General features: G+C 42.0%; 15 protein-coding genes. 9 read left to right on the top strand and 6 right to left on the bottom strand.

The window, feature by feature from the left end:
* The first annotated feature begins 3 nt into the window (after positions 1-3).
* Together BLS65_RS05105 and BLS65_RS05100 are read left to right on the top strand one after the other, a co-directional pair.
* Entirely contained in the window at positions 4-1,110 is a 1,107-nt protein-coding gene (locus BLS65_RS05105; RefSeq protein ID WP_092436551.1) for an acyloxyacyl hydrolase, read from the top strand.
* Between the two features lie 92 nt (positions 1,111-1,202).
* The gene (locus BLS65_RS05100) at positions 1,203-1,850 is read left to right on the top strand and encodes a GIN domain-containing protein (RefSeq protein ID WP_170830004.1); all 648 of its coding nucleotides are present in this window, start codon (positions 1,203-1,205) and stop codon (positions 1,848-1,850) included.
* Between the two features lie 197 nt (positions 1,851-2,047).
* On the opposite strand, the gene BLS65_RS05095 is transcribed toward BLS65_RS05100, so the two are convergent.
* The 3 genes from BLS65_RS05095 to BLS65_RS05085 all read right to left on the bottom strand — a co-directional run bounded on the left by BLS65_RS05095 (position 2,048) and on the right by BLS65_RS05085 (position 5,103).
* Positions 2,048-2,758 carry a DUF5020 family protein gene (locus tag BLS65_RS05095; protein ID WP_092436547.1) on the bottom strand — a complete coding sequence of 237 codons (711 nt, stop codon included), beginning with the start codon at positions 2,756-2,758 and terminating at the stop codon, positions 2,048-2,050.
* Positions 2,759-2,901: 143 nt separating this feature from the next.
* Positions 2,902-3,690 (bottom strand): phosphosulfolactate synthase, encoded by a 789-nt coding sequence (locus BLS65_RS05090; protein WP_092436544.1) that lies wholly within the window; start codon positions 3,688-3,690, stop codon positions 2,902-2,904.
* Positions 3,691-3,717: 27 nt separating this feature from the next.
* Positions 3,718-5,103: a tetratricopeptide repeat protein gene (locus BLS65_RS05085; RefSeq protein WP_092436542.1), complete on the bottom strand. Its 1,386-nt coding sequence runs from the start codon at positions 5,101-5,103 to the stop codon at positions 3,718-3,720.
* A gap of 173 nt (positions 5,104-5,276) precedes the next feature.
* On the opposite strand from BLS65_RS05085, the gene BLS65_RS05080 reads away from it, so the two are divergent.
* The gene (locus BLS65_RS05080) at positions 5,277-5,915 is read left to right on the top strand and encodes a MarC family protein (RefSeq protein ID WP_092436651.1); all 639 of its coding nucleotides are present in this window, start codon (positions 5,277-5,279) and stop codon (positions 5,913-5,915) included.
* A 113-nt stretch (positions 5,916-6,028) separates the two neighbouring features.
* On the opposite strand, the gene BLS65_RS05075 is transcribed toward BLS65_RS05080, so the two are convergent.
* Both BLS65_RS05075 and BLS65_RS05070 read right to left on the bottom strand, forming a co-directional pair.
* Positions 6,029-7,027: a dihydroorotate dehydrogenase-like protein gene (locus BLS65_RS05075; protein WP_092436540.1), complete on the bottom strand. Its 999-nt coding sequence runs from the start codon at positions 7,025-7,027 to the stop codon at positions 6,029-6,031.
* 257 nt (positions 7,028-7,284) lie between these two features.
* The gene (locus tag BLS65_RS05070; protein WP_092436649.1) at positions 7,285-8,919 is read right to left on the bottom strand and encodes an ABC-F family ATP-binding cassette domain-containing protein; all 1,635 of its coding nucleotides are present in this window, start codon (positions 8,917-8,919) and stop codon (positions 7,285-7,287) included.
* A 474-nt stretch (positions 8,920-9,393) separates the two neighbouring features.
* Here BLS65_RS05070 and BLS65_RS05065 point away from each other — a divergent pair, with 474 nt between their 5' ends.
* From BLS65_RS05065 to BLS65_RS05040, 6 genes are all read left to right on the top strand, one after another.
* Positions 9,394-10,584, top strand: a complete 1,191-nt coding sequence (locus BLS65_RS05065) for a DUF438 domain-containing protein (protein ID WP_092436538.1) — start codon at positions 9,394-9,396, stop codon at positions 10,582-10,584.
* Positions 10,585-10,830: 246 nt separating this feature from the next.
* Positions 10,831-11,067: a hypothetical protein gene (locus BLS65_RS05060; protein ID WP_092436536.1), complete on the top strand. Its 237-nt coding sequence runs from the start codon at positions 10,831-10,833 to the stop codon at positions 11,065-11,067.
* A 4-nt stretch (positions 11,068-11,071) separates the two neighbouring features.
* Complete coding sequence (locus BLS65_RS05055) at positions 11,072-11,395, top strand: type II toxin-antitoxin system RelE/ParE family toxin (RefSeq protein WP_092436534.1); 324 nt, start codon at positions 11,072-11,074, stop codon at positions 11,393-11,395.
* A gap of 36 nt (positions 11,396-11,431) precedes the next feature.
* A complete protein-coding gene (locus tag BLS65_RS05050) occupies positions 11,432-11,743 on the top strand; it encodes a hypothetical protein (RefSeq protein WP_092436533.1) in 312 nt (103 codons plus the stop codon).
* A gap of 65 nt (positions 11,744-11,808) precedes the next feature.
* Positions 11,809-12,156, top strand: a complete 348-nt coding sequence (locus BLS65_RS05045) for a transposase (RefSeq protein WP_092436531.1) — start codon at positions 11,809-11,811, stop codon at positions 12,154-12,156.
* A gap of 257 nt (positions 12,157-12,413) precedes the next feature.
* Positions 12,414-12,842, top strand: a complete 429-nt coding sequence (locus BLS65_RS05040; RefSeq protein ID WP_092436529.1) for a YbbD-related protein — start codon at positions 12,414-12,416, stop codon at positions 12,840-12,842.
* A 347-nt stretch (positions 12,843-13,189) separates the two neighbouring features.
* On the opposite strand, the gene BLS65_RS05035 is transcribed toward BLS65_RS05040, so the two are convergent.
* Positions 13,190-13,527: IS30 family transposase (locus BLS65_RS05035; protein WP_125869772.1), on the bottom strand; the 338-nt coding region annotated here is incomplete at its 5' end.

Below are 13,527 nucleotides of genomic sequence, written 5' to 3'. Positions count from 1 at the left end.
AATATGACTATCAAACAGCTGTTCGCTGTTTTTTTCTTTTTTGCCATTAGCCTCCAACTTGGTTATGGCCAACTGAACAGCATCGAACAAAACCCATTCGAAGTTTCTGTAAGATCACACTACGGTTATTTAGCGTATCATCACCCACAAATGCGACTTCTGCAAGAGCGGCATGTGAGCGCACTCGAGGTTGCAATTACCATGCAATCGCCCGAAAATCGGAAGTGGGCAAAAGGATTTGGTTACCCTGAACTGGGCTTCGTTTATATGTGGTTCGACTTAGGCAGCCCCACCTATCTGGGACAAGCCTTCTGCTTGATGCCTGCAATTAACTTTACCCTAAATGGCAGAGGACCCCGCTCGACCTTTTTCTTCCGGATGGCCTCTGGCGTAGGTTATGTAACCAAGATTTTTGATCGAGAGACAAACTATAAAAACACGGGGACGAGCAACCACATCAATGCAGCAGTAAATTTCCTTTTCGAATACCGTTATACCATATCTCCTTCGCTCAACTTGAGAGGTGGCCTAGCACTTTCGCATCTCTCCAATGGCTCATTTAAGAAGCCAAATGCAGGATTAAACTTGCCAACTGTATACTTTGGAGCCGGATATCGGTTCAGCCGCAACGCTACTTTTAAATCCTACTTTAATGCAGACAGGTTGGATACCTTGCAGGGAAAATTTTCGGTTATTGCCTATGGAGGGGCAAAACAGGAGAACCCAATTGGAACTGATCGTTACCCCATTGGTGGCATATCATTGGAATACACCTGGAGAGCTAAACCATTTCAACGTTTTGGCGTTGGTTTTGATGCCATGTATAACGGGGCGTGTGTGGAAAACCTGAAGGACGTAGATGAATCGGCACATGGAGTTGCACTTACGCGACTTGGTGTTAATTTTCGCTATGAATTTCAAGTAGGACGAATAGGAATCAACCTCGGGATTGGCCCATACCTTTACGGTATTGACAAAACCGGTGGTCCCCTATACGAACGTCTAGCGCTTCGGTATTTCTTCTCGGAAAAATTATTTGGACATGTTGCATTGAAAACCCATTGGGGCAATGCCGACTATGTTGAATACGGTTTAGGTATTAGGTTATGAGAAAAGGGGTTTACTATATTAGCTCAATAATAGCCTTGCTATTGTTGAGTTCTTGCGAAATTGGTTTTGATTTTCTCAATCCAGCAGGTCCTATGAAAGAGGTTGAACGCCCCATCATTGGAAGAGTTTCGAAAATAGTCATCAACCATGATGTGAAGGTCACCGTTCACGTTACCGAAGGACGTCAATACGCCACAGTTAAAGCAGGTGAGAACATTATTAGCGAGGTAACAACGACGATGGTAGACTCAACCTTAACCATTCGTAATGAAAGTGGAAAGGCATGGTCTACGAGTTTTAAGAACAGAAAAGAGGTTTCCCTCTATTTAAATAATACCGTAACAGCTATTTCCTATTTTGGAATACAAGACGTCACTGTTATGGATACCATAAGAGCAAATCAGTTTACTTACTACTGCGATGAATCGGGAGGAAGAGTATCGATACCACTAATTGCCAATCGATGTAATATTGAGCAGCACTCCGGTGTATCGGACCTAATTATAGTGGGTAGGTGCAACGATGTAGATGTCTACTACAAGGGAACCGGTTGGATTTATCTACAGGATTTCAAAAATAGCAACATGGTAGTCACCAATAATGGAACCGGCGATATTCTCGTAAACGCATCCAACAATCTCACCGCTACAATTAAAAGCATCGGAAACATTGTGTATATGGGCTTTCCCAGTATCACATTGGTTAAGGATGGAAAAGGGAACTTACGCCCGGCCAACTAATCACGACAAGGATGGTAATTGGTCTCTAAAAGCATTTGCCATACTAAACTAGACTGTTGTTTTACACCACAATAGATTTACGTCATCCTCTAAAAAAAGTCACGTGTGCTTCGGAACAAAGTCACGCTTGTCTCGTGGTAAACTCAATCGGGATTTATTAAGGTTGAATCACTGGGGACAAATAGTTTTCATCAGTATTAAAAATTCCATTTTGCCGCAACGGTTGGCATTATTTCGAGTTTATTCGAAGGGAAAATAAAGTTACTGCTGATTTCAAATTCACTACCTATCGATAAATTTTTATTTACGTTGTACCAAATCTGTGGTTCCGATAGAAAAACCCATGTCTTTCCATCGGCAACACCAAGCCCGTTTATTTTATCTTGGCTCCAAACGTCGAAAAATCCAGTTAGTGTAATCTTCCCATTGGCAATCATGGTGAACCATGTACCGGTCCACTGAATATCGGGTCCCTCTTTGCCCCCGCCATTAAAATGTTTATAAGCAATATAGGAACCTAAATTTACCTTGCCAAGTGTAAATGAGGTGGATGCTCCAAAAAGGTATGCATTTCGAATATGGCCGCCAAAGTCTGAGTTTCTATCCTTGAACAATCCTCCATTGAACTCTAAATGCAGTGCAACAGGTGCACTCCAAAGTTTTACATCACGCGCAATTTCCCAGTAAGATGCTGAGATATCGCCATCCTTACCGTTGTAATCCATATCAATAAAGAAGAAGGTTGAGCCCAGACTATCAGGACGAAACATCTCCACGGTAGATGTAAAGAAACCCCTATCGGAGGTGCGTTTATCATTGGCCTTGCCCATATCGTAATGTAGCTGCAGATTCTGGGCACTTAACGCGAATCCGGAGATAAGCAGGAAGGACAAAATGGCGTATCGCATAATGGTACGGATTTGTTAGTTTTGTTGGTTTGGATATTCAAGGCAAAATAATGCCTCAATATACAGGGACAAAAAGGGGCTAACGCCCCTAAATGCCAATTATCAAGTTCTAATTGTAATTGATCAGTGGAATACGTAAAACACTAGAGTAAATTACGCCCCTTAGTTAACTCCTCTGGCAAAAAGCTAAGCATGGTATCCCCACGTAAGCCTAATCGCAGCGTTTCAAGCGAAACAACCTCGTTTACTGCAATGTTTCCCAGGTTTACGTTTGATCCAAAATGTTTTATAAACCAAACCTGTTGATTCTTCAATGGAGCTTCCCAAATAACATTATCACCATGCACGTCCTTGTCGATAAGGCTAACTAGCTCTGTATCGGCAGACCCGTCGGTATGGTAAATGCCGATATTTCCGCTTTCGCGTGCCTCTGCAATAACCTTGGTTGATCCTGATTTCAACTCCAAATTCATCATCGAAACCCAGGCTTCGTTGGAAATCTCCACCCCGGCCACCTTCGATCCCACTTCGGAGAGCACAATCCTGTTGTTAGACAGAATATTAATGTAATTACACTTCTCTGCATGATCCATTGCCATACTCCCATCCGACACTTCCACCGCTAAAACGCCAAACCGATCAAGCAATTGTTGATACTGCTCAAACTGGTTGCGAATTACAAAGGCCTCGAATAGTGTGCCACCCAAATAGCAACGAATATTATTGCTTTGATAGAAACGGATTTTCTCTTCAACACGGTTGGTTACCATAGAGGTTCCAAAACCAAGCTTTACGTAATCGATATATTGCCCACAAGCGTCAACCATGTTTTCGGCTTCGCGCAAACTCAACCCTTTGTCCATTACCATGGTAATGCCCGATTGGCGAGGCTTGATTGGTCTTGCAGGTATGTTAGTTAGTTCAAAATTCATACGGCTGTATTATATTAATAAACCAAGTTATAAAAGATCGTCTAAATTCTTTAGTTCGGGATACTCGTTGAAAAAATCAACTCCCGCTTCTTCATCTATGGTTATTGCCCTTTGGAGATGCTCAAAAGCTTGGGTGCGCATACCTTTGCGAACCTCTATGATGGCTGCTTGAACGAGAAATTCCACTTCCTCCGAAATTTCTACACATCGTAAAAAATTTCGCAATGCTCGCTCCTCATCGTGCTGTTCGATGTATATATAGGCAAGTCCAGCAATAGAGTCAACATCCTCTTCGTCGAGCAGGATTGCCTTTTCATAGGCCTTTACTGATTCGGGAATAGAACCTAACTTATGGTATACTTTGCCCAAGCCAAACCAATACTCAGGGTTGACATCGTCATATTTCAGGCAAAGCTTAACCATGGTTAAGCTCTCAAAATAGTTTCCCTTTTCCATGTGTATCACAGCTAAGCCATAGTATGCCTCCGCGTTTTCTGGATCAAGAAGAATGGTTCTATCGTAGTAGGAAATGGCTAGCACCGATTCGCCCAACTTTTCGTAACACTCCCCAATGGAGCACAGAGCATTTACGTTTTCAGGATCTGTCTCAAGCAGTTCCTTAAATAGTTCAATTGCTTTTGGATAGCGCTCAAGGGTAGCCAGCGTATGGGCTAAACTTAAGATATAGATTGGTATCTCTGCAATAATGGCAACACAGAACTCAAATGCATCTAAGGCTTTTTCATGCTCATCTTCGCGAGAGTAGAGCAAGCCGAGGTTGTACCAGGCAGAATCATTAAAAGGGTCGTAATTAAGGTAACGGATATAACCATTGATGGCCTCGGGTGTTTTACCCTCCCTGTCGTAGCAATATGCAAGGTCGAACCAAAGATTTTCATTGTCAGTATCCTCACTAATCGCAATTTCTAGGTAGGGCAAAGCCGATTTGGTATCTCCTTTCTCAAGGAACATACTACAAATATTGCCTAAGATTTCAGTTCGATTCTCGAGATTCTCGGCTAGTGCTTTTTTGAAGTAACTATTAGCTTTAAGTCCCCATTTTTGAGCCAAATATAACTTACCAAGAAGGAGCATAACGTCTGGATTATGCGGTTCGATTTGAGCAAGCAAGTCGAGCAGTGCTGTTGCCTCTTCAAACTTTTTGTCGGCAATCAGGATTTCGGCATGTTTGAGCTGCAACTCGGAGGAATAAGGATGCTGTTGGCGCGCAATTTCGGCTGCGACACCCGCCCCTGGCGCATTATGCAAATCGAGGTAATGGTCAATAATATTCTCGAACTCAAATACATCAAAATAGTACGTTGAACTGCTCCGAAGCATATCCTCATACCGTCGAATAACCTCTCGCGTATCACCCTCTGTTCCTCGATTATAATCGCCTTCTTCTCTCATAGCAGCATATTCCTTACAACAAGCAAAACTACCACAATAAATCACGCTTCTCCGCTTTACTTTGATATTAATATGAACATTTTATCAACCATTTTATAAACAAGACTATTCCGCAGACCGTTTCCATGATTAAGCCAAAGCCAGATCAAATCACTATATTTGCAGCAAAAAAAATGGGAATATTTGAATTTAGTCTAATCGTTTTCGCCTCTTTCTTCAGTTTGATTAATCCGCTTGGATCGATGCCAATTTTCATGTCGATGACTAGCGGCTTAAGTCCTAAAGAACGTTCAAAAGTTGCTATAAAAGCGGTTGCCGTTTCCCTCATTATTCTACTGGTCTTTGCTTTAGCCGGACAGTTAATCTTTAAGTTCTTCTCCATTTCCATTGATAGCCTAAGAATAGCCGGAGGTATAATATTCTTCATGATGGGCTATGATATGCTTCAAGCCAAGGTTGTTCGTGTTAAGATGGACGATCCAGCGGAGAGCAAGGCGTATGGGAATGACATTGCTATAACACCGCTGGCTATTCCCATGATTTGTGGCCCTGGCGCAATTACCAATGCCATTGTGCTCTGGTCCGATGCTACCACACCCACGTTAAAAATAGTTTTGGTTGCGGTGATGACTGCAGTATTAGGTATCACCCTTCTAGTCCTGCTGGGAGCAGGAAAGGTTGTTCCATGGATTGGCGACACTGGAAATAAAGTTATGATGCGGCTTATGGGATTACTTGTAATGGTAATTGCCGTTGAGTTTTTCTTTGCCGGACTAACACCTATCTTGCGGAGAATCCTGAATATTGGATAGTTGGAAGAACAATAACCATTGAAGATATCTCTCTTGAATGATATCAAAAAGTAATGCCTCACATCCGTATGTGAGGCATTCTGCATTACAAGTAATCTAATTAATAAGCACAACTATTTCCCATAATTTCGATACTGCTGCATGAACTGAATCCGTTCAAATGCTGCGGGGTTGTATGTTTTTGTGTAACTCATCTTCCCTGAAAATTCGGAAAGATTCTTATACCCTTGTTCGTTCATCCAATGAGTAAGTTCGCTTATCATTTTTGCTACCTGACCATTTCCGTTCCGATAAAGCGTAGAAGCAACCTGCACCGTACTTGCACCGGCCAGAAGCATTTTTATCAAGCCCGCTCCGTCGTGAACACCTGTAGATGCCGCCAAAGAACATTTCACCTTACCCGACATAAGGGCAACCCAGCGTAGGGAATGGTATATATCCGCAGGTGTTGTTAGAACTGAGGAATTTGTAAATTCGAGGGTATTAATGTCGAAATCGGTATTGTAGCTGCGATTAAACAAGACCAGCCCTGCAATACCTGTCTTGGAGAGTTTCTCCAGCAGTGCGGCAAGGTTGGAAGCATATGGACCAAGTTTTATAGACACAGGAATCTTCACCTTTGCCAAAACTCGTTTTATGGCCTCGAAGTAGATCTTTTCATTATCGTCGGCACTGCGTGTGGAATCACTCGGCAGCAGGAAAATGTTCAACTCAAGAGCGTCGGCTCCGGCCTTTTCTATTACGTGAGCAAAATCATCCCATCCATTTTCCGAAACGCAGTTTATGCTCGCAATAACGGGTATGGTGAGTTTTTTCTTCGCATCAGAAATCAACTTTAGGTAGTTTTGTACCGGATCTTCAATCTCATCGTAGTCATACTCAAAATACTCCATCGTTTCGGGATAAATAAAGCCCGATGCCGACATCTTCTCAATTGATCGCTGAGTATGCTGAATAATCTCTTCCTCAAAGATCGACTTTAGAACCACAGCCCCAACCCCAGATTTCTCTAGGTCAATGAGCTTTTCAATAGTATCGGTTAGTCCCGAACTCGATGCAATGATTGGGCTCTTCAACTTAAGCCCCATGTAGTTGGTTGAAATCTCTGGCATGGCAATTTCTTTGTTTAAGTTAATGATGAGTTTTGATTACTAAACTTTAAACAACGGAAAAGGAAAAATTCCCTTAAAGAAAGGGAATTTTTATTGATTGTTCATAGACAATCCTTCAACAGCAGGATATAAAATAGGGCATACTACTATTCGAACATATCAGATGTTACTCTAATATAGCTATATAAACAAGCAATGCCCCACTATTCATCTGGAACAATGGGGCATTTTGTTAAACAAGTGGGTATTGCTCTTGGCTATTTCTTCTCCAAATCACGAAGATGCTCCAATTTCTTATTCTGAAGAAACTCGTGAATTCCACACAGATGCTCCTTTACGCGTTTGTTGCCAAACTCAAACACCTTATTGACCAATCCTTCAAGGAAATCTCGATCGTGCGATACAAGAATTAGCGTGCCATCGTAAGCTTGGAGGGCGCTCTTTAGAATATCTTTAGTTCTTATATCGAGGTGGTTGGTTGGCTCATCGAGAATGAGCAAATTAACAGGCTCTAGCAGCAGTTTAATCATCGATAGACGCGTACGCTCACCTCCAGAAAGCACCTTTACCTTCTTATCGATATCGTCGCCGCCAAACATAAAGGCGCCCAGCAAATCCTTAATCTTGGTGCGCATGTCGCCCCTAGCAATATCGTCGATGGTTTGGAAAACCGTAAGCTCCTCGTCCAGCAGCGATGCTTGGTTTTGGGCAAAGTAGCCAATCATGGTGTTGTGACCCAAGGTTAGCGTTCCGTTGTAGTCAATTTCGCCCATAATAGCCTTCACCAATGTCGATTTTCCCTCACCATTCTTCCCAACAAAGGCTACACGTTCGCCGCGCTCAATGGTTAGCGTGGCTTCTTTAAACACAACGTGCTCTTCGTAGCTCTTAGTAACGGCATCGAGAATTACAGGATAGTTTCCCGAACGAGGCGATGGTGGAAACTTTAAGCGAAGAGACGAGTTATCGACCTCATCAACCTCTACCAACTCCAGCTTCTCGAGCATTTTTACCCTACTTTGCACCTGCAAAGTCTTGGAATAGGTGCACTTGAACCTATCAATAAACAGCTGCGTGTCGGCAATGAACTTTTGCTGCTCATCGAACGCTTTTTGCTGCTGTGCTCTACGCTCCAAGCGCAGCTGAAGGTATTGCGTGTAGTTTACCTTATAATCGTATATGCGCCCCATTGTCACTTCAATGGTGCGGGTGGTAATATTATCGATAAAGGCCCTATCGTGCGAAATTACGATAACCGCCTTAGCGCTATTGGTAAGAAACTCCTCCAACCATTGAATAGATTCAATGTCGAGGTGGTTGGTAGGCTCATCGAGAAGAATCAGATCGGGTTTTTTAAGCAGAATTTTGGCCAACTCGATACGCATGCGCCATCCTCCGCTAAACTCACTCGTTGGACGGGTAAAATCGGCACGGGAAAAACCAAGTCCGAGCAGAATCTTCTCTATCTCCGCATCGTAGTTAATCTCCTCTATGTGGTAAAACTTCTCGCTAAGGGTTGAAACCTCTTCAATAAGCTGAAAGTAGCTCTCCGATTCATAATCGGTGCGAACTGTTAGCTCGTTATTTATTTCCTCAATACGGCGCTGCATCTCCAAAATTCCAGAGAATGCTTGTGCTGTCTCCTCAAATACCGTGCGGTTGTCGGCCGTCATAAGGTGCTGTGGAAGGTAGGCTATCACAGCCTCCTTGGGTGCCGAAACTCTTCCCTTATTGGGCATTCTTTCTCCTGCAAGAATCTTGAGCATGGTAGATTTCCCTGCACCATTCTTACCCATTAGGGCTATTCTATCGGTCTCGTTTATCGCAAACGTAACATCCTTAAAAAGGGTTGTCCCCCCAAACTCTACTGATAGTCCATCGACTGTAATCATTCTCTCTGTTTTTTTGAAGCCGCAAAGGTAGCAAGATAATTGAAAGAAGAAGGTAGACGGAAGGTCTAGTGAAGTAAAGGGAGTAAAAGAAGTAAAGGGAGTAAAAGAAGAAATAGAAGGTCGGAGAACCTTGGCCTGAAAGGCCTGCCTGTAAAAGCAGAGGGCACAGCCCTGTGTAAATGCAATGGCGGCATTTAGGACTGAAAGTCCGACACGTTTCTTCTCCTTGGTTCTACCCAATATCTTCCAAATCTGCTTGCGTGATTTGCCGATACCTATCGCCCCTTTAGGGCTTATAACAATGCTCACTACACACACAGGCCTTCGCTTTGCTCCAGCCTGTGCTTTTACCTTTCGGGGCTTTGCCCCTGTTGGTTGGATACTAATAGAAGGTAAACGGGAGTTTATAGGCCACAGCCTATATGTACAACCAAAACTGTTTCGTATATTTTCGCCCAAATTATACCTGTCGCCATGTCGGAGTTTACAAATCATAAAAACGCACGCGTTCAAGCGCTTATTGACCTTACCGTTGGGATGGTGGAGGGTGGAAACGGCGCCGCGCTTTACAAAAAGTATGAGCACATATACGCCTCAATAGTTCCACGCGATGTAGTGGCTGCGGTAGACGACCTCGTTCTTCGCAATATTCCGATGGATAAGCTAAAAATTGGTGTCGGAAAAATGCTGAACATCCTTTATAAGCAGCTAACTGATTACAAAGGGATTCCTGTGCCTACAGAGAGCTTTATTGGATACCTCATTCAGAATAATAACCAAATGGATGAGCGCCTAAAGGCATTCCGACCGCTGCTAAAGGAGATAAACGCCACGCCCAAAAGTGTAACGCTTAAGGCTACACTCGAAAAGCAGTTTAGCGAGATGCTAACCTTCGAAAAGCACTACACCATTAAGGAGAACATCCTCTTCCCTATTCTTGAAAAGCAGTGGCCCGACTACCGTTGCCTGCAAATAATGTGGTCGCTGCACGACGATATTCGGCGCAACCTAAAAGCTATTGTGGCCGAGCTGCAAAAGCCCGAGCTGGACGTGGTTGAGTTCAATATTCTTTCGGGCGATATCTTCTTCGACATGTATGCCATTAGGTTTAGGGAAGATAAAATTCTCTTTCCTTTGATTATGGAGAGCATACCAATGGAGATATTTGACGGATGCCTTGCCGATGCAGCCGAGATTGGATTTCCATACGTGCAGCCAACCGAAACCACCGCCCAAACCACAACCAGAACTATTATGGACAACAAAGTAGACCTACATACCGGTGCCCTTACGCCCGAGCAAATACGCCTTGTGTTTAACCATCTTCCGGTAGATATTACCTACGTGGACGAAAACGACCAGGTGCAGTTTTTCTCCACGCCTCCTCACCGCATATTTACGCGCACCAAGGCAATTATAGGCCGAGAGGTAAAGAACTGCCATCCGCCGCAAAGCGTGCATGTGGTCGAGAAGATTGTAGAATCGTTCCGCAGTGGAGCGCGCAGCTCCGAGAGCTTTTGGATACATATGGGGCCAAAGTTTATCCTAATTCAATACTTTGCAGTGCGCGACGAGCAAGGCATATACCGTGGCGTGGTGGAAGTAAGCCAAGAAATTAGCGAAATACAAAGCCTAACGGGCGACAAACGCCTGCTGGACGAATAAACACGGGCAAACAGCAAGCAAATATTGAGATTGCAAGCTGTTTGTGGTGCAAAGTTGTCAGTTGGAGGTAGCAAAGTGTTGGGTATCTCAAACGATTCATTGAACTACAACCGAATATTCTATGCTGATGCAGGGCATGCACATAGCGTAGAACAGAAGTGGCAAGGTGAGAGGAACAAAATTCTCTGAATATTCGTTTACGCCTAATAGATAGTTTAGTATATTTAGCCAAAATACGGAGTTGCTATGGATTTGAAAGCTAGAAAATTAAATGCAATAGAGTATCTGATCCATTTGGAAGACGAAGATGTGTTTTCGAAGATTGAAGAAACAATCTTTAGGTATGAAGTTGCTAGAGAAAAGGCTTTAAAGCCACTTACAGAAGAACAACTTATCGAAAGGGCTAGAAAATCTAACAGCGATTACCTTGCAGGAAAAGTCAAAACGCAAGACCAACTAGAAACCGAATCAGAAAAGTGGTAACCGAATGAAGATTATTTGGTCTGACTTTGCCGCTGAAACGCTCAAAGATATTTATGACTACTATAAGGAAGCAGCTAATGAAATAGTTGCAAGGAAAATCAAGGGAGATATATTTTCGACTACAGCGCAATTAATTAATCATCCGGAATCAGGTCAAATAGAAGATACTTTATTACAGCTTAATGAAAGACACAGGTATTTGGTTAGCAATAACTTTAAGATTGTATACAAGAAAATTGAAGAAGGCGTGTTGATAACAGATATCTTTGATACTCGCCAACACCCAACAAGCATTAACAACCCAAAAAGAAACCCCAAGCCACAATAATCAAAAAGAAAAGTAGAATCTATATAATATAGCTAAATGAAAAAATATATAATTTCAATTGCTTCTTTAGTAGCAAGTATTTTATGCTTAGTAATAATTTCATGCATAAATCATGAAATTTCCATTGCATATAAACTTGCAGTGGGTAAAACTAAAGCATTATTCGGGCTTACTGAATTAACATACACTTACAAATACTACTTTTTGGCAATAGGTATAATATCACTGACTCTTGCACTAATAGCAAAAAAAAGAAAAGAGAATAAAACCTTGACTAGAGTAACTATTTACATGAGTCTTATTGCTATAGTTATTGTATTCATTCCAATATGGAGACTAATGATTTAATATAATACTCCCCAAAAATCAGTCCACTGGTTAAGTTGAAAAAAAGAATAAATTTACCAGTGATTATGAAAAAGGGAAGACGAGTATTTACCGAAGCCTTTAAAGCTCAAGTAGCCATCGCTGCGCTCAAGGAGCGCGAGACGCTAGCGGGATTATCTAAGCGCTTTGACCTGCACCCCCAAATGATTACCAAGTGGAAGCAGGAGTTTGTGGAGCGATCATCCGAAATCATAAAGACCCGAGCCCCAAAGGAGAGCTTTGAGGCCGAAAAGAAGCGCCTTTTTTCTAAAATTGGCCAGCCGACAATTACGCTACCGGCTTGCCGGATTAGGAATTGCAGGCCTACAATTGGGCCAACGGCTTCCCGTTATCGAAAATGTAAGGTGACAATTACACCAACGGCTAACCGATAGCAAAAATGCAAGGTGACAATTGTGCCAACCGCTTCCCGTTATCGAAAATGTAAGCCTACAATTACACCAACGACTTCCCGATTACGAAAATGCAAGGCTAGGTGTCTTTTTACCTCAATAAATCCTTGCCAACTTTAAATTATTGGCAACTATTGTTTAGCGGACAGCAAAAATTGTTAGCTTAGTGAGAAATAAACCATATCTATATTTAGGGTTTATGGGTTGTGCACAAGGCAAGTTGTTCAAAACAAATCGACATGATAAAAAGGACATTACTATTAATTTCAATACTGACTATTCTCATGTCAATCAATTCTTGCGACCAAGTAGAGCAGAAGTATTTAAACTTCAATAAAGCTAAGCAAGATGAACTATTTAGAAAGGGTTGGATACCTAATGAATTTACATTTGAATCGATGACAAATATTTGTCAGCATACAAACCTTGACTTAAATACTTGTTTTTTCCAGTTTAATTTATCGAGTATCGACCTTAACTCACTTGAGGCTTACATGACACCAACAAATATTTTATTTGAAAACCCTAGAAGTATTAGTTTGTCAAAGAAATTACCTGATAAAATAAATAAACTCGACCATTACTTTTTTATAGATAAGAGAATACCTGATACACTATTTGTCGCTATAGACAGGAGTGAAAAATTAATTTATGGGTGGAGAAAATAAAAAAACTTAACTACTTAATACCAAAGTTTTGACGTGACAGTTAAAAAAAATTTACTGCTTCAGTTTTAACGAGGGATATGATTACTGCTTCGATCCGAACCTTACTTTGTGAACTAGACGAAGGCAACTTCACTCTATTTCAAAGCAGCAAACGTTAGTGTACTTTTAAACGATGATCTTATGATACGCTATTTTAGCACTAAGTTTATTTCCTACAATGACAAGAAAACGATAATAAAAGCAATGGATTCATTAATAGATAGAACACGTGATGACTGTTTTATATTTCCATTTTGTCTTTTTCACAAATCATACTATTCACATTTTAAAGAAAAGAGAAGCAAGATTCAACTCACAAATGCAACTTGGGTTAACTGATTATATGTTAAGAGGGGAGAGATAAACCCTAGCCTTTTTCTAGGCCGACTGTTAAGAATATCTTCGACCCACTGAACCTGCTCTTGTGTTATCGTTTTAAAGTCCGTTTTCTTCGGGAAATACTGCCTTACCAAGCGGTTTGCATTCTCGTTAGCGCCGCGCTCCCAGCTGTGGTATGGCCGTGCAAAGTAAAAATTTATTTGCAACTTTTCGGCAATAACCTGATGTGCTGCAAACTCCTTTCCATTATCAGCGGTAATAGTGTGCATTTGGTGTGCCAACGGGGATAGCGCCTCCACTGCAGCAG

Origin of the sequence: Williamwhitmania taraxaci, from assembly GCF_900096565.1 — a bacterium.
Lineage (GTDB): Bacteria > Bacteroidota > Bacteroidia > Bacteroidales > Williamwhitmaniaceae > Williamwhitmania > Williamwhitmania taraxaci.
This window is presented reverse-complemented; position numbering and strand designations above follow the sequence as displayed.